General features: G+C 54.1%; 12 protein-coding genes. 8 read left to right on the plus strand and 4 right to left on the minus strand.

Annotation, left to right across the window (positions count from 1 at the left end; all coding sequences use genetic code 11):
- Positions 1-205: 205 nt before the first annotated feature.
- Positions 206-1,030: a SapC family protein gene (locus HEQ72_RS09775; protein WP_168023237.1), complete on the minus strand. Its 825-nt coding sequence runs from the start codon at positions 1,028-1,030 to the stop codon at positions 206-208.
- Positions 1,031-1,205: 175 nt separating this feature from the next.
- Between HEQ72_RS09775 and HEQ72_RS09780 the strand changes: the two genes are divergently transcribed.
- The 3 genes from HEQ72_RS09780 to HEQ72_RS09790 are packed head-to-tail and all read left to right on the plus strand — an operon-like array spanning position 1,206 to position 5,075.
- Positions 1,206-2,162: a UDP-glucuronic acid decarboxylase family protein gene (locus HEQ72_RS09780; protein ID WP_322099509.1), complete on the plus strand. Its 957-nt coding sequence runs from the start codon at positions 1,206-1,208 to the stop codon at positions 2,160-2,162.
- Positions 2,163-2,217: 55 nt separating this feature from the next.
- A complete protein-coding gene (locus HEQ72_RS09785; RefSeq protein WP_168023239.1) occupies positions 2,218-3,702 on the plus strand; it encodes an NAD-dependent succinate-semialdehyde dehydrogenase in 1,485 nt (494 codons plus the stop codon).
- Positions 3,699-5,075: an aminotransferase gene (locus tag HEQ72_RS09790; RefSeq protein WP_168023240.1), complete on the plus strand. Its 1,377-nt coding sequence runs from the start codon at positions 3,699-3,701 to the stop codon at positions 5,073-5,075. Before HEQ72_RS09785 ends, HEQ72_RS09790 begins: the two co-directional genes overlap by 4 nt.
- Here the strand turns inward: HEQ72_RS09790 and betA are convergent.
- Positions 4,984-6,729 (minus strand): choline dehydrogenase, encoded by a 1,746-nt coding sequence (gene betA, locus HEQ72_RS09795; RefSeq protein WP_168023241.1) that lies wholly within the window; start codon positions 6,727-6,729, stop codon positions 4,984-4,986. The genes HEQ72_RS09790 and betA overlap by 92 nt on opposite strands.
- 30 nt (positions 6,730-6,759) lie before the next feature.
- Entirely contained in the window at positions 6,760-8,262 is a 1,503-nt protein-coding gene (betB, locus tag HEQ72_RS09800; RefSeq protein ID WP_168021196.1) for a betaine-aldehyde dehydrogenase, read from the minus strand.
- A 128-nt stretch (positions 8,263-8,390) separates the two neighbouring features.
- On the opposite strand from betB, the gene HEQ72_RS09805 reads away from it, so the two are divergent.
- The 5 genes from HEQ72_RS09805 to HEQ72_RS09825 all read left to right on the plus strand — a co-directional run bounded on the left by HEQ72_RS09805 (position 8,391) and on the right by HEQ72_RS09825 (position 16,285).
- Positions 8,391-9,956 (plus strand): BCCT family transporter, encoded by a 1,566-nt coding sequence (locus HEQ72_RS09805; protein ID WP_168023242.1) that lies wholly within the window; start codon positions 8,391-8,393, stop codon positions 9,954-9,956.
- Positions 9,953-10,837 (plus strand): glucose-1-phosphate thymidylyltransferase RfbA, encoded by an 885-nt coding sequence (gene rfbA, locus HEQ72_RS09810; RefSeq protein ID WP_168023243.1) that lies wholly within the window; start codon positions 9,953-9,955, stop codon positions 10,835-10,837. Before HEQ72_RS09805 ends, rfbA begins: the two co-directional genes overlap by 4 nt.
- A 201-nt stretch (positions 10,838-11,038) precedes the next feature.
- Complete coding sequence (locus HEQ72_RS09815) at positions 11,039-12,790, plus strand: type I secretion system permease/ATPase (protein WP_322099510.1); 1,752 nt, start codon at positions 11,039-11,041, stop codon at positions 12,788-12,790.
- A gap of 138 nt (positions 12,791-12,928) precedes the next feature.
- Entirely contained in the window at positions 12,929-14,224 is a 1,296-nt protein-coding gene (locus HEQ72_RS09820) for an HlyD family type I secretion periplasmic adaptor subunit (protein WP_168023244.1), read from the plus strand.
- Positions 14,225-14,764: 540 nt separating this feature from the next.
- Positions 14,765-16,285 (plus strand): autotransporter domain-containing protein, encoded by a 1,521-nt coding sequence (locus HEQ72_RS09825; RefSeq protein WP_168023245.1) that lies wholly within the window; start codon positions 14,765-14,767, stop codon positions 16,283-16,285.
- A 53-nt stretch (positions 16,286-16,338) separates the two neighbouring features.
- Here HEQ72_RS09825 and HEQ72_RS09830 read toward each other — a convergent pair whose 3' ends face one another.
- Complete coding sequence (locus tag HEQ72_RS09830; protein ID WP_168021201.1) at positions 16,339-17,094, minus strand: hypothetical protein; 756 nt, start codon at positions 17,092-17,094, stop codon at positions 16,339-16,341.
- Between the last annotated feature and the right edge of the window lie 16 nt (positions 17,095-17,110).

Raw genomic sequence — 17,110 nt, forward strand, 5'->3', positions numbered from 1 at the left:
ACGCTTTCTGTCGCATCAAGGACTTCCGCCGCGTCGCAACCCGCTATGACAAACTCGACAGAAACTTCCTCTCCGACGTCGCTCTCGCAACCCTCCTCGCATTCTGGCATATGAGTAAGGCTGGAGCATAATTGATTTATTGGAGGTGCGGAGAGACCTCATTGCATGGCTTGCAACGAGGCATCCCCGTTGTTATTTGGTCTCTTCAGAACTTCAATTCGACATCCTGATTTTGTCCCATGTCCAGCATGTCTTCCAGTTTTGGTTTTTTGGCTTGTTGGCGTTCCATCTGGTCCTGGATGGTTGCGGCGCGTTGCAGGTTGTCGGTTTGTGCAAGACTGGCCAAGTGGTTGTAGATCAGCGGTAATGCGCCAACCTTGCGCAGACTGAGGAATGTCTCGTCTGACAGGTCATCAAGGGCCTCGGCATCAACCTGATACAGGTTCTTCATGTGCAGAGGCTTGTTATTTTTATTGATTGTAAGACTCCAGGGTTTGAGAAGTCCGGCCTTGGCAATGGCGGATAACTTGGCCCGTGTGTTGCCGTGATCGTTTGCAACTGCCGTCAAGAATTCAAGGCGCGTCTTCATGTCGGCCGACAAGCTGCCGTCATTCTCGAACAGCGGGCGTGCCTTGGGATCCTTGGTGGTGTCTGTCAGAAGTGGGCTGTTTTCATCAATGCATAAAACCAACTGGTCCTGTGCGTCCGGGGCGCGCATCAACCGGAAGGGTACGGCGCGCAAGACAGCGGGGATATAGCCGGCCAGCCATCGCCCATCCGGGGCGACAAACCAGTTTTCTCCTGCCGATACGGAATGAATGCTGACCAGTTCAAACTCTTGTTGGTCCTCAGGCGCATCCTTGGCTGAGACTTGCATGATGGCCACAGGAAAAAAGGCGGCGCAGCGGTGTACCTCGGCGCTGACAATGGTCAGGATCGGGCTGCTGGCCGCAAAGGACCACCCCCTGTTTGTAATCAGTCCCAGGTTTTTGTGGTTCTCGACGCTAAGCGGGATCAGGGATTGGTGCATGATGGTGATTCCGGCAAATGCAGTGGGTTGATGGTGATGTACCGTATCAACATTCTACACGAGTTATCTGGCCTCAAAGAACGACAAACTTCATGATCTCCGATAGAGACGTATGGTTACATTCGCGTTACTATAATTGCGCTATTGTGCTGATACAAAATAAGGAAAGATGCGAGTGGTCCGTCGTGTCGGAGCAAAACGGGTTCTGGTAACCGGAGGAGCCGGATTTCTGGGGGTGCATCTGTGTACACAGTTGTTGCGACAAGGCTGCGAGGTCTTGTGTGTAGACAGTTTTCTGACCGGGCACCGCCCTGCTATGGATCATCTTCTGGGTGATCCGCATTTCACGGTTATGGACCATGACATTACGTTGCCTCTGTCTGTTGATGTCGACGAGGTCTACAATCTTGCTTGCCCTGCTTCGCCTGTTCATTACCAGCGGGATCCTGTGCGCACGATCAGGACCTGTGTTCTGGGGGCAATGAATATGCTGGAGTTGGCATGCCAGTCTGGTGCCCGTATTTTTCAGGCATCAACATCTGAAGTCTATGGTGATCCCCGGCAGCATCCCCAGGATGAAACATATTGGGGGAATGTCAACCCAACTGGCGTCCGGTCTTGCTATGATGAGGGAAAGCGGTGTGCGGAGACCTTATTCTTTGACTACTTTCGTCAGTACAACCTTCCCATAAAGGTAGGACGCATTTTCAATACCTATGGTCCGGGTATGTGTCCGGATGATGGTCGGGTTGTGTCTAATTTTATTGTTCAGGCCTTGCGGGGAGATGATCTGACGCTGTTTGGTGATGGATCGCAAACCCGCAGCTTTTGTTATGTCTCGGATATGACAACGGCTTTGGTGCGGATGATGGAAATGCCGGTGGATGTCACGGGTCCCTTCAATCTGGGTAATCCAGAGGAAATCAGTGTCGCTGAACTGGCAGAGCGGGTCCTGCAGCTTACCGGTTCCTGTTCGCGTCTGGTTTTTTGTCCCATGCCCCCCGATGATCCTACCCGTCGTCAGCCTGATATTACGCGGGCCCGAAACATTCTGGGGTGGGAGCCTACGGTATCTCTTGAGGATGGGTTGCGGGAGACCATAGACTGGTTCCGTCACTCTCTGGATGTATAAACCAATCTTGGTGCCCCGGATGGGCCAGTGTTTGTTCCGGTAGACGAGAAAGCTCATGGCGATTTCAGCTCTTCATAATCCAGACTTGTTTCGCCATGAAGGCTTTGTTGGTGGGGTCTGGAAGCCTTCGGTCAGTGGTCGTGTGTTTCCTGTCGTTGATCCAGCAGATCAGTCTGTTCTGGTTGAGGTCGCGGATATGGGGGGCCAGGATGCGCTTGACGCCATCACCGCCGCCCATAATGCGCAGGAGGCATGGAAGCAGCGCCCGGCTGCCGAGCGTGCTGACGTGTTGCGGGCATGGTTTGAACTGATCACTTGTGCTCGCGACGATTTGGCCTTGTTGATGACGGCAGAGCAGGGAAAGCCTTTGGCCGAGGCGCGGGGTGAGGTGACCTATGCTGCCAGTTTTGTCCAATGGTTTGCAGAGGAAGCGCGCCGGGCCTACGGTGATGTTATCCCCTCCCCGTTGCGTGATCGGCGCCTTCTTGTCTTGAAGGAACCGGTTGGTGTTGTGGCCGCCATTACACCGTGGAATTTTCCGGCTGCGATGATAACCCGCAAATGTGCGCCGGCCTTGGCAGCCGGATGTTCTGTGGTGATAAAGCCTGCCGGTGAGACACCCCTGTCAGCACTGGCGTTAGCTGTGTTGGCTGAGCAGGCTGGCTTCCCCCCCGGCGTCCTGAATGTTCTCCCCTCTTCGCGTAGTGCCGAGATCGGGGCCGTCCTGACCCGCGATCCTCGCGTGCGGAAGCTGTCTTTTACGGGATCGACCAGGGTTGGAAAGATCCTCATGCAGCAGTGTGCGGAGACAGTGAAGAAGGTATCGCTGGAGCTGGGTGGAAATGCTCCGTTCATCGTGTTTGATGATGCGGATCTGGATGCTGCTATGGCGGGTGCCTTGGCATCAAAGTATCGCAATACAGGCCAGACCTGTGTGTGTGCAAACCGCTTCCTGGTCCAGGAAGGGATCTATCCAGCTTTCGCGGACTGCTTTGCAAAGGCTGTTGCGGGTTTGCGTGTCGGCCCGGGTGCGGCAGAGGGAGTATCCCAGGGGCCTCTGATTACGATGGAAGCCTTGCAGAAAGTTGAAGGCTTGGTCAATGAAGCCAAGGCTCAAGGGGCCCGCGTTCTGGTTGGTGGTGCGCGCCATGCCTTGGGAGGGACATTTTTCGAGCCTACCGTTCTGGGTGATGTCCAGCCTTCCATGCGTGCTGTATCCGAGGAAATTTTCGGGCCTGTTGCCCCTCTGATCCGGTTCCGGGACGAGGTGGAGGCCATTCGCATGGCCAATGATACGCCCTTTGGGCTTGCAGCCTATTTTTATACTCGCGATATCGGGCGCATCTGGCGTGTGTCCGAAGCTCTGGAGTACGGTATCATTGGTATCAACGAGGGGATTGTCTCGACCGAAGTCGCACCGTTTGGCGGCATGAAAGAGTCTGGTATCGGGCGTGAGGGGTCGCGTTATGGTCTGGATGAATTCATGGAGGTCAAGTACCTCTGCCTTGGCGGCTTACAGGGCCAGGGAGACCTGCCATGATTTCGAATACCTTGCGTGATGCGGATCTGCGTCACGTTCTGCACCCCTATACCAATCTGGTTGCACATGAAAAGAAGGGTCCCTTTGTCATTGTCCGTGGCGAGGGTGTCCGCGTGTTTGACGAGGCGGGGAAGGAATATATTGAGGGAATGTCGGGGTTATGGTGCGCCTCCTTGGGTTTTACCCAGCCCCGGCTTCGTGATGCAGCCATGCGCCAGATGGATACCCTGCCCTTCTTCCATCAGTTTGCATCCAAGTCCCATCCCCCCGGTATCCGTCTTGCTGAACGCCTGGTTGCCATGGCTCCGGTGCCGATGGCGCGGGTTTTCTTTGCCAATTCTGGCTCCGAGGCCAACGATACGGTTGTCAAGATTGTTCGCTACATCAACCATGTCATGGGACGTCCGCACAAGAAGAAGATTATATCCCGTCATCGTGCCTATCATGGTGTGACACTGGCATCCGCCAGTCTGACCGGCCTGCCCGCCAATCACCGGGCTTTTGATCTGCCTATGCCCGGTGTTTTGCATGTCACGTGCCCGCACTTTTACCGCGAGGCCTCCCCTGACGAGGATGAAGGCCGGTTTGTCGAGCGGCTGGCGATGGAGCTGGAGCAGATGATCCAGTCTGAAGGGCCGGATACCATTGCGGCCTTCTTTGCCGAGCCTGTGATGGGTGCTGGCGGCGTTGTTATTCCGCCGGCTGGATACTTCCCCAGAATCCAGGCTATTCTCGACAAGTACGATATTTTGCTGGTTGCTGACGAGGTTATCTGTGGTTTTGGCCGTACCGGGAACCCGTGGGGCAGCCAAACTTTTGATCTGAAGCCCGACATCATCACATCGGCCAAGGCGCTGTCGGCGGCGTGGATGCCTATAGCGGCCGTCATGGTCAGCCAGAAAGTTTGGGAGCCCCTGCAACGCGGTGCCGGAGAGATTGGTACCTTTGGCCACGGCTTCACATATTCGGGGCACCCCGTTGCAGCAGCCGTTGCGCTTGAAGCACTGGATATCTATGAGCAGGACGGTATCTTTGAGCGTGTTGGCTCTCTTTCAGGCCGTTTTCTTGCCCATCTGCACGCCTTCTCGGATCATCCCCTGATTGGTCACGTCCGGGGTGTTGGTTTGATTGGTGCCCTTGAACTGGCTGCGGACAAGGAAACCCGCACACCTTTCGACCCTGCCCGGGCGATGGCTGCCTCTCTGGTTGATGCGTGTCAGGAGGAAGGGTTGATCCTGCGCGCTTTGGCGGGCGATATCGTTGCGTTTTGTCCGCCGCTGGTTATATCCCCGGATGACCTGGATGTGATGTTTGAGCGGTTCCGGCGGGCTCTGGAGCGCTGGACCTTGCAGATCCATCCATCGCCTTTCTGAGTTCGGGACAGGTGTGGAATGTGGCCTTGCTTGCGGGCAAAGCTGTTTTCCCCCGCATACTGTCGGCGATCTTTTCCGCCATCATGATGGTGGTTGCGTTCAGGTTACCGGTGATGATCTGTGGCATGATCGATGCGTCGACAACCCGCAGGCCCTGCAAACCATGCACCCTGCCCTGCCCATCCACCACTGCGAGATCATCATTGCCCATACGGCAGGTCCCACACGGGTGATAGGCGGTTTCAGCATTTCTGCGCACGAAATCATCCATGGAGCGGTCGTTGTCAACGCCGGGTCCGGGGCTTATCTCTTCGCCCCGGCAGAAATCCAGTGCCGACTGGCTCATGATATGGCGGGTGATCCGTATAGCATCACGGAATTCCTCCCAATCCTGTCTTGAACTCATGTAGTGGAAAACAATTCCGGGCGGGGCGGTCGGATCCTTGGACGTAATGTATACCCTGCCCCGGCTGGGAGAGCGCATGGAGCCGACATGGGCCTGAAATCCGTGTGCCTTGAATGCACTGCAGCCATCATAGCGGATGGCCAAGGGCAGGAAGTGGTACTGTATGTTTGGCCACAGGAATCCGGTGCTGGAGCGTATGAAACCCCCGGCTTCAAAGTGGTTGCTGGCACCGATCCCGTCTCCCATGAAAAGCCAGCGTGCACCGATGCCCGGCCAGTTACGCCATTGCAGGGCCGGGTACAGCGAGATGGGTCGGGTACAGCTGTATTGCATATATATCTCAAGATGATCCTGAAGATTTTCCCCTACGCCGGGAAGATCCTCCACAACCGGAATGCCGATGGAATCAAGCAGGGAAGAGGAACCGACACCTGATCGCTGCAGGATTTGGGGGGATCCGATAGCGCCGGCACATACAACTGTCTCACGCCGTGCCCTTATGGTAACAGGTGTGGGGTTCGTCTTGTGTAGCAGCTGAATGCCCATCGCCCGTTGACCGGAAAACAGGATACGGTCGACCAGTGTTCCGGTCATGATGTGGAGGTTCCTGCGGTGGCGTGCCTGGTCCAGCCAGCCCCGGGATGTGCTGCAGCGTCGGCCATGAGCCGTTACGGTCCGGTCCATTGGGCCGAAGCCTTCCTGCTGATATCCGTTCAGATCATCTGTTCGTGGATATCCTGCCTGTACAGCAGCTTCTACCATGGCGGCGAACAGGGGATTGTTGTCAGGCTTGGGCGTGGTGACATGCAGGGGGCCTGCGTCACCGTGGTAGTCATTGGCACCTGTATCGCGGGTCTCGGACTTGCGGAAATACGGCAGGCAGTGTTGGTATGACCAGTCAGCCAGACCCGGCTGGCTGGCCCAGGTATTGAAATCCATGGGGTTGCCCCGGATATAGCACATGCCATTGATCAGGGATGATCCCCCCAGACCCTTGCCGCGACTGCAATCCATGCGGCGGCCCTCCATGTATGGTTCCGGGTCGGTTCTATAGCCCCAGTTGTAGCGGTCTCCCTGCAAGGGCCAGGCCAGTGCTGCCGGCATCTGGGTCCGGATATCCATGCGCCAGTCTGGTCCTCCTGCCTCAACCAAAAGAACCTGACGGTTGCTGTCCTCGCTGAGGCGGGCTGCCAGTACGGCACCGGCGGAACCAGCGCCAATAATGATGTCGTCAACCTCGTCGAGCATGAGCCCCCTTCCCCGTATGATTACCGTGCTTCAGAAAGCCGGGTTGAAGCGCCCCATCTCAACCTGAATCGATTTGACACGTGTGTGTCGCAACAGTGTCTCCAGTCCATTTTCGGAACCAATGCCGGATTGATGAAAACCACCTACGGGCATAGCCGCCGGGGACTCTCCCCATGTATTGATCCAGCAAATCCCGGCTTCCAGAGCATGGGTCATGCGGTGAGCACGCGTAAGATCTGGTGTTACGACACCGGCAGCAAGACCATAGGGTGTTGCATTCGCACGACCTATCACCTCTTCTTCGGTGTCGTAGGTCAGGATGCTCATGACCGGGCCAAAGATTTCCTCTTGGGCTATGGTCATTGTATCTTCAACATTCGTGAAAACGGTTGGCTCGACAAAAAAGCCACGGTCGAAGGGAGGGGTTGTCATACGGTTGCCTCCACATAGAAGCTGCGCCCCCTCTTCTTGCCCCTTGTTGATCAACCCCAGAACTTTTTCCATGTGCTCCAAGCTGATCAGGGAGCCAAAGTTTACGTCCGGTGCCAGTGGGTGGCCGGGGCGTATGGAGCGGATACGATCCAGGATTCGGTATTCGATTTCTTGCTTCAGACAGCGAGGGACAAACACACGGGTTCCGTTTGTGCAGACTTGCCCGCTGCTGAAGAAATTTGCAGTCACAGCAATGGCGGCGGCCAGATCAGGGTCTGCATCGCCAGCAACAATCAGGGGCGATTTGCCGCCCAGTTCCATGGTGATGTCTTTCAGGGTTGCGGCAGCCGCAGCCATAACGGTTCGTCCGGTTCTGGTTCCACCCGTAAAGGATACCTTGGCAACGGCAGGATGTCTTACCAGCCATTGCCCTACATCCGGTCCAGTACCGTTCACGACATTGAAGACACCATCGGGGAGGCCGGCTTCGGTATAGACAGAGGCAAGCTGAAGGGTACCAAGCGGTGTCAGCTCGCTGGGCTTGAAGACCATGGCATTGCCTGCAGCCAAGGCTGGGGCAGACTTCCATACAGCAATCTGCAAAGGGTAATTCCACGCACCAACGCCGGCAACAACGCCCAAGGGTTCCCGTCGTGTATAAACAAAACTGTCCCGCCGCAGGGGGATTTGGGAACCTTCCAAGGCGGGTATCAGCCCGGCATAGTATTCCAGAACCTCAGCACCGCTTGCAATGTCAACCGTGCGTGTTTCTGAGAGGGGGCGTCCTGTATCAAGTGACTCGATCAAAGCCAGATCATTGTTTCGGTCACGCAGGATGCTGGCTGCACGCATCAGGACACGGGTCCGTTCCGCTGCACTTTTTTCAGCCCATACCTTTTGCCCTTCTACGGCGGATTGTACAGCTCGGTCCACGTCAGGGCGGTCAGCGCAATGAACAGCAGCGAGCTGTTCGCCATCAGCAGGGCATATCGTGATGATCCGTTGTCCGGATCCCTCTGTGCCGTTGCGTCCGTTGATATAGAGGCCGTGTTCTCCGAAGCGGAAAGCAGACGGCGTGTTGTGGCGTTTAACGGCAGTCATCGAGATATCCAGCCAAGGAGGTCCTTGATTATTTACGAGAACGCAATTAGCGTTGACAACTATAAATCGTAATTCTGTGTGGGTCGTTGTACCTGCCTTCGAGGACAGCAAAAGAGGAAACGGACTTGATGAGCGGTGTCTTTCCCGCTGAAGCGCGTCTGACGGCCCGTGTCAATATACCTGTTTTCGCTGGTGCTTCAGTCCTGACAGGTGTTTTTGTTCTCTTCCTCCTGCTGTTTCCGGAGCGCTCTGGTCTTCTGATGGAAGAGATCCGCCTTTTGGTCTGTCAGACTTTCGGCTGGTATTACATGCTGGTCACAGCAACGTGTCTTTTCTTTGTTCTCTGGTTGGCCTGCTCCCGGTTCGGGGGGCTTCGTCTGGGGCGTGACGGAGAAGAACCCGAGTTCGGTTTTTTCTCTTGGTCGGGTATGTTATTTTCATCCGGGATTGGTGTGTCACTGCTCTACTTTGCCGTTTCCGAACCTGTTGACCATTTCCTTAGACCGCCCGAGGGGATGCCATCAACGCCGCAGGCTGCGCGACAGGCCATGCAACTGACGTTTCTGCACTGGGGTCTGCATGGCTGGGCCATGTATGCACTGGTTGGTATTGCTGTTGGTTATGGTGTCTGGCGTCACCGTTACCCACTGGCCTTGCGCACGGCCTTGATCCCTGTGCTTGGGGAGGCCCGCTCCAACGGCTGGGGTGGTCATTTACTTGATGCTTTTGGTATTCTGGTCACAATCCCCGGTCTGGTTACCAATCTGATTATTGGCGCGATGTTGGTTGCATCCGGATCTGGTTATCTTTTGGGGATGGATCCTTCCCGGACCATGTTGACGACCATCGTTCTGCTTATGAGTGGGTGTGCAGCGTTTATTGCTGTGGTTGGCGTACGAAGGGGTATCTCGCGGGTTTCGAATCTTAATGTTGTTCTGTTTCTTGTCCTGCTTGGACTTGTGCTCCTGCACGGTGATGTTGCCATGATTCTGGGGCGTTTTGTCCAGAATATGGGCGATTATCTGGATGGTCTTCTCCTCAAGACGTTTGATCTGTATGCCTATGCAGAACCTGTAGAAGGGTACGGGGACGATGGATGGGTTGGCCGCTGGACGGTTTTCTTCTGGGCTTGGTGGATGTCGTGGGCTCCTTTTGTTGGCCTGTTTATTGCCCGTATTTCAAGGGGGCGTACGGTTCGTGAGGTTGTGTTGGGGGTACTGTCCATTCCATTGATTTGTACATTTGCCTTTCATGCTGTTCTGGGCAACATGGCTTTGGATCTTGTTATGAGTGGGGCTGATGGGCTGGCCTCTGTTGCCCTGAAACAGGCGGATATGTCCTTGTATGTTTTTCTGCAGCATTACCCTTTCTCAGGCCCCATGATTTTCTTTGCTGTTGTTACATGCTTTGTCCTTTTTCTGACGCCTGCCGAATCAGGTGCCATCATGTTGGCGGACTTGTCCCGTCTGGGCGGACAAATAGGGCGCGACGCTTCGATGTGGCTTCGTCTGTTCTGGTCTTTGGTCGTAACGTTGGTGGCCTTGGGGTTGTTGTTTGCCGGTGACTTCGTGGCTATGCAGGCGACGGTTGTTCTGGCAGCCCTGCCGTTTTCGTGTGTACTGTTTCTTTTCCTTGTCGGGTTGATGCGGTGGATGCAGGACGACCCGGATGGTGTGGCACGGGGGGAATCATGAAGGGGATCATTCTGGCAGGGGGGACCGGATCCAGGCTTTATCCGGCAACAAAAGCCGTTTCCAAACAGGCATTGCCTGTCTACGACAAGCCGATGATCTATTATTCACTCAGCACATTGATGCTGGCGGGGCTTCGTGAGATCCTGGTTATCACAACTCCGCGAGACTCAGGGTTGTTCCGTGCTCTTCTGGGCGATGGAAAGAAGTGGGGCATCGCGATAGAGTATGCTGAACAGGAAAAGCCCGGTGGGCTGGCGCAAGCCTTCTTGATTGGGGCGGATTTTATTGGCGACAGCAATTGCGCCCTGATTCTGGGTGATAACATTTTTCATGGCCATGGACTGGGTGACATGCTGCGCCGTGCCGTTGACAGAACCTTTAATGGTCTTCACGGGGCAACGGTCTTTGCGTATCACGTTGCAGACCCGTCTCGTTACGGCGTGATTACCATAGATGGAGATAGCCAGGCTATTTCAATTGAAGAGAAGCCATCCAAGCCCAAGTCCCACTGGGCTGTCACGGGGCTCTATTTCTATGACAGCCGGGTGATTGATGTGGCTTCAACGCTCAAGCCAAGCTCTCGTGGTGAGCTTGAGATAACAGATATCAATACGTGGTACCTGCGTGATGGAACCTTGGCTGTTGAAACCATGGGGAGAGGATACGCGTGGTTCGATACCGGGACTCATGAGAGTCTGCTGGAGGCCAGCTCCTACGTTCATACGATCGATAAACGGCAGGGCTTCAAGGTTGCCTGTCCGGAAGAAGTTGCATTCCGTATGGGCTATATTGACTCCGCGCAACTCAATCGTCTGGCGCGTGAGCTTGGGGGTAGCAGTTATGGACAATATCTCGCGGATATTGTCGCAAAAGACGTTTGAGCGATCAGGAATTTCAATTGTAAGCACCCTATCTGATCGCGACCAGAGGATGCTTACGTTCTATTTTGTCTTGCAATCTTAGACGTTATTAGGCTTCATTTAACTACCTGTGTTAGATCGTGCTCCCGGTGCAAGGTCCGGGAGTTGTATTTGTGCTTATGCCTTCTTTCAGAGATGAGGCAGTGTGCGGAGTGTCGTCCTGTGGATTTTTCAGCGCGGTTACCTTTTTCTGGCGGCAAGGCACCGGCAACAGATCTTGACAATGCCTTGAAAAGTGCTCGTGGCGGGTTTTATGCTACGGCGGGGTTCAGTTTTTTTATCAATCTGCTTCTCTTTGTTTCACCCATTTATATGCTTCAGGTTTATGACCGCGTCCTGAGCAGTCGGTCGACGCCCACCTTGGTCATGATTACTCTTGCTGCTCTTTTTGCGCTTGTGGTGATGGCTGTTCTTGAGGCCATTCGTTCACGTGTTCTTGTTCGTACAGGTCTGCAAATTGACCGAGCCCTGAATAGAAGGGTTTTTGCATCTGTTTTCCGTCATACCGTGCGTCATCCCGAAGGCAGTCAATCGCAAGCCTTGCGTGATATTGACAGTTTGCGGGAATTCCTGACAGGCCCCGGGCTTCTCGCCTTTTGTGATGCGCCTTGGGTTCCCCTGTTTCTTGGGCTTTGTTTTGTTATGCACCCGATGATTGGCTTGGTTGCCCTTTTTGGTGCCATCGTTATTTTTGGGTTGGCGCTGGCAAATAATCTGGTTACTAGGACACCTCTCAGGGATGCGTCTGCGCAGTCGATTGCGGCCAGTCGCTTTGTCTCCGGGTCGTTGCGCAATGCTGAAGTGTTGCAGGCCATGGGGATGCTTGGCCCGCTCCTGGATCGCTGGTTGGTCAAGCACCGTGGTGTCTTGTTCTGCCAAGCCCGTGCGTCTGATGCCGCATCGGCTCTTCTGGCTGTATCAAAGGCTTTTCGTCTTGCGTTGCAGACCGCGATCCTGGGCGTTGGGGCATGGTTGGCCATACAGAATGAAATCAGCCCCGGTATGATGATTGCTGCTTCGATTATCATGGGGCGTGCCCTGTCGCCTGTCGAACTGGCGGTAGCCAACTGGAAAGGATTCCTGAACGCACGATCTGCCTTTGACCGTGTTCAGACCCTGTTGCGCTCTACTCCCGAAGACAAGGAACGTATGGCGCTTCCCCGTCCGGATGGTCGGGTGTCCCTGCAGGGGGTATTTGTGGTGCCTCCGGGGGGCAGCCAGCCGGTTCTGCGTGGTGTCTCCTTTGATCTTGATCCCGGTGATGTTCTGGGAGTGATCGGGCCGTCGGCAGCTGGAAAGTCAACGTTGGCCCGCATTCTGGTTGGTGTGTGGCAGGCCCAGCAGGGAACGGTCCGTCTGGATGGCAATGATATTCGTACGTGGGACCAAGAAGCGCTTGGGCCACATCTGGGATACCTGCCACAGGATGTTGAACTGTTTGATGGTTCTGTCGCTGAGAACATTGCGCGTTTCGGAGACATCGATTCCGGGCGCGTGATCGAGGCGGCAACGCGTGCGGGCGTTCATGAAATGATCCAGAAACTGCCGGAGGGTTATGATACCCCTGTCGGGACCGGTGGTATGGCTCTTTCCGGCGGGCAACGGCAGAGAATTGCCTTGGCCCGCGCCCTGTATAACAACCCTGCTTTTGTTGTGATGGATGAACCCAATGCCAGCCTGGATAATGATGGAGAAGCTGCTCTGATGGCTGCCATTCAGGTCATGAAGCAGGCTGGCCAAACTGTGGTTATCATTACGCACAAGCCATCTGTCCTCCAAGTGGTGGACAAGGTGTTGGTATTGCGCGGTGGCACTGTTGAAATGATGGGCCCCCGTTCCGAAGTCCTGGCGCGCTTTGTGCGGCCGACGGCTGTCCCCCCCAATGCGGCTTCATCCGCTTCATCTTTGGCTTGATAACACATGAATGCCGTGAACAACCCTAGCCCTGTACCACCTAAAGAACAAGCAGGCCCGGCACCCGTGCCTGCTTTGGAGGCCCCTCCCCCCGTGCCCGTGGTTGCTGCTCCGGGAGGGGGTGGTTCCGGGGATGTGATGGACGCATTTGAGACGCCTATGCAACCAGCCAGAATCGGCTGGATTGTTGTTGGCCTGTTTTTTGGTGTTCTAGGAACATGGAGTGCGGTTGCACCCTTGGCTTCTGCTGTGGTTGCCCCAGGTACGGTTGTGGTCGAAAGCAATCGTAAGGCAATCCAGCATCTGGAAGGTGGCATTGTATCCGAAATTCTGGTGCGCGATGGCGATGTGGTGCAGGGTGGGGATGTCCTTTTGCGTTTGGAGCAAACGCAGGCCAAAGCCAATGCAGACATGCTGATGAACCAGTACTACAACCATCGTGCGGTTGAGGCCCGTTTGCAGGCCGAGTTGGAAGGGCATGAACGGATCGAATTTCCGGCGGACCTCTTGTCAGTAGCGTGGCAGCAATCATCTATTCAGGGAATTCTTGATGGTCAGGTGCGCCAGTTTGATGAACGGCGCCGTTCTCTCGATAATCAGGTTTCCATTCTTCAGGCTCGTATTGAACAGTACCATCAGGAAATTGAGGGCTTGAAAGTACAGAAGAAATCTGGTGACCGGCAGGTGGCTATTTACAAGGATGAGCTTGTTGGCTTGCGTGAGCTGTATGAGAAAGGGTGGTATCCGCGCACCCGCATTTTGTCCATGGAGCGCGAAGTTGCGCGGCTTCAGGGTGATATTGGCGCCCAAGTGGCCTCTGTCGCGCGTGCAGAGAAGGGTATTGGTGAAGCCGAGCTGCAGATTATACAAACCCGGCAGCGGTTCAAGGAGGAGGCTGTTGCTCAGCTGCGGGACATTCAGCAGCAGCTTGCTGATCTGAAAGAACGTGGCACCGTAGCAACCAATATCTTGGGGCGTACAGAGATCAAGGCGTCCCAAGATGGCGTTGTCCAGAATCTGAAGGTACATACGGTTGCCGGGGTGGTGCGTCCAGGGGAGACCCTGATGGAAATTGTTCCGGAGAAAGACCGCTTGGTTATTGATGCTGAGGTTTCCCCGGTTGACATTGACTCCGTTCATGCAGGACAGGAGGCCGAGGTTCGCTTCTCGTCCTTCCAGTCACGTTCCATTCCGACCATTACGGGGACTGTTTTGACTGTTTCTGCAGACCGTTTGATTGATGAGCGGATGGGGATCCCTTACTACACTGTGCGTGTTGAAGTTCCGGATACCGAATTGGTGAAGCTGGGCAACAACCGTCTTCAAGCCGGTATGCCCGCTGAGGTTTTGATCCAGACCGGGGAACGTACGGTTCTTGATTATTTTATCAGGCCGCTGCGTGATTCCATGACACGTGCAATGGTCGAGAAATAACGGTCCTTAGGTTTTGTGCCCCCATCCTCTGTTCTCTAGCAGTGATGGGGGCGTTTTTATGCTGCCTGGTCTCTATCTGGCACGCTGTTTATATGTTGCGGATCAGTCGCCCATTGTCTTGCAAGAGCAAGGGCTGTTCGTATCATTTTTGTGCGTTTATTTCCGCATTCTTGCTGAGTTCAATTACACTCTTAAGTGTTTCATTCCAGACATATCTACCATAGAGTGCTGCTTGGGGTTGGGTAGCTACGGTGTGAGCAACCCGTCTGGTGCTGAAAAGGAGACACAAAGGGGGCGTGTGTGTTCAGGGCAAGATGTGTTTTTGCTGCCTTTTTGGCTGTAGGGTCTTCCTGCGCTTATGGGGCAAATGTTGTTACTGTATTTACTCTTGATAATGGTGTCGCCGGGGTTCAATCAGGAGCATTCTCAATAGGTAGTTCAACGCTACAGAATATTAATAACTTATCTGGTTCTGGGAATACATTTTACTATATGTCTCAATTCTTTGAGCCATCATTAAGTGGTACGTATATATTTGGTATGTCATCTGCTCCTATTGATACGGTTCTGGTTCTGTATCAAGGAGATTTTAATTCTTCAAACGCAATTAGTAATGCCCTGGACTTGAATGATGATTATGATGGTGTGCGGCCAGATGGCGTAACCATCATGACCTGTGGTGATCAAGCGACAACGTGTCCGCAGCTTACACAGGATCTTTTGCAGGGTACGCACTATACCGTTGTTGTAACAACCTATTCAGCTGCTACGTCTATTCCGCCTCCTATTACCTTCTATGTGTATGGTGAGCCTGTTGGTGTTGGTGGTGAGGTTCCTGTTGACCCTGGCATCGGTGGTGGTTCTGGCGGTGGTTCTGGCGGTGGTTCGACAGGCACGGGTGGTGGCAGTTCCACTGGCTCTGGCGGTGGTTCGAGCAGCACAGGAGGTGGAGGCTCCTCTCCTTCTCTGTCCGACGTTCTGGCGGGGCAAGGCAGTTCGCCTGCTCTTGGAGCTGCCCAGGTTATTGAACGCAGTACAAAGTTGAAGGCCTTGTTTGTTGTTTCTGGTTTTACAACCAATCAGCAGGTTGTTCGTGCTGTTTCCCAAACCCTGCCTCTGTTGACAGGTGGTTCCATTATGGCAACGCAGTCTTCTCTATCCGGGATTAACAAGATTATTCAGGCGCGTATTGACGGTAATAGAGGGCTGTCTTCGGGGGATGGTTTTTTTGAAGATCGTTACATCTGGATGAAGCCGTTCGGTTCGTGGGCATGTCAAAATGACCATAAGGGCGTTGCCGGATACAGGATGGATGCACGTGGTTTGGTTGCTGGAATTGATGGTGCTGTCTCACCTGCCTTGCGCCTTGGGCTTGCCTTTGCCTATGCGGATGTAAGAATCAAGAACAACAGAATTCTCGCTCCCCAGAAACTGGGCATTGCAACTCACCAATTGGTGGCCTACGGAAGTTATAATCTTGATCACAGAACAGAACTAAATGTTCAGGCAGATATCGGTCTTAACCGGAACAAGGGAAACAGGGCGATAGAGTTTACGGCCTCCCAGGCATCTTCTTCCTACCAGAGCCAGGTTGCCCATGCGGGTGCAGGTATTGGTCGGTCTTACCCCGTTGGGGCGGGGTGGTCTTTTAGTCCATCTGTTCGTGCTGACTATACCTGGATACGTGACAGCTCTTATCTGGAAACCGGCGCCGGGGTTCTGAATCTGGATGTAAAGTCGCGCAGTGCGAAGTCATTCCTGATGAGTACTGACAGCAAGATATCGTATCATGTCAGTGATTCTGTAACGCTGACGGGGCAGTTAGGTCTGGGATATGATGCCTTTAACGAGCGTTCATCGATTACGGCTACATTTGCAGGAGAGCCGGGTTCTTCCTTTATCACCCAAGGAACACCTGCCGTTCCTTGGGTGACAACGGCAGGCTTGGGGATGCGCTATAGAACGGATGAAAGCATGGAAATAACCGGGCGCTATGACAGCGAGTATCGTGGTGGCTTTTCAAGTCAGTCGGCGTCAATAAAGGTGCGCTGGACTTTCTGAACAATATGCCCACCCCCCAAGAGGATCGGGGACCTCTTGGGGGGCAATAAGCCTCAGGGCACCAGATTATGGTGGTGCTCTTCCTCTTCCTCTCGTTGTTTCTCTTCCCGCTCAATGCGTATCTTTTTGGTTGTTGCCTCCAGACTGTCCTTGCTTGCTATCAGGCGTGCATACAGATCTTGGAAATTGAATTCAAAGAAAACCCAATTATGGTGGGCGAAGAGAGCAAGCCTTCCTGACATTCTTTCTATTTTATCTTCTATAAAGGCAATGTCCTGCTCTTTTTGCTCAAGATCTTCCAGAGTGTATTCCCTTTCCTCAATGCCACTCTGTATTTCCCGTGTCATATTCTCCGCTTCATTGATCATATCCTGATAATACTTCAGGCTTAGCTCTTCATTTGATGGATCCAATATCTCGACATCCGGAACCATGTCATGGGCATCAGAAAGAATGGACAGGAGTGTCCCTTTCTCTGCCTCACTCTGGTAGACGCTTTGCTCCACGCTTTCGTCATCATCGCCGGGGAAGGTAATGGTTTTGTTTTGTTGAACGTAGTTGGCAACGTCCAGAAGCGTATCTGCGTCGACGGTTGCCCTGCAAACAGGACACCTTGGAGGTAGCTTATAGTCATCCCCGACGGGGGAGAATGACAGTACAGCACATGTAACGTGGATGGGGTAGAGGTCGTGCGCACCATGTCCGCAAGTCAGCCGGAGGAACTCTCCACCACTGCCGCCCATGCAGATGGTGCATTCGTCCGGATGTGTATGGGGTGTCGTGTCAAAACCGTTCCATATTCTCTTCATTGTGTAGCCTTTGCGC

It is taken from the genome of Haematospirillum sp. 15-248 (genome assembly GCF_012102665.1).
In the GTDB taxonomy this organism is placed as follows: domain Bacteria; phylum Pseudomonadota; class Alphaproteobacteria; order Rhodospirillales; family Rhodospirillaceae; genus Haematospirillum.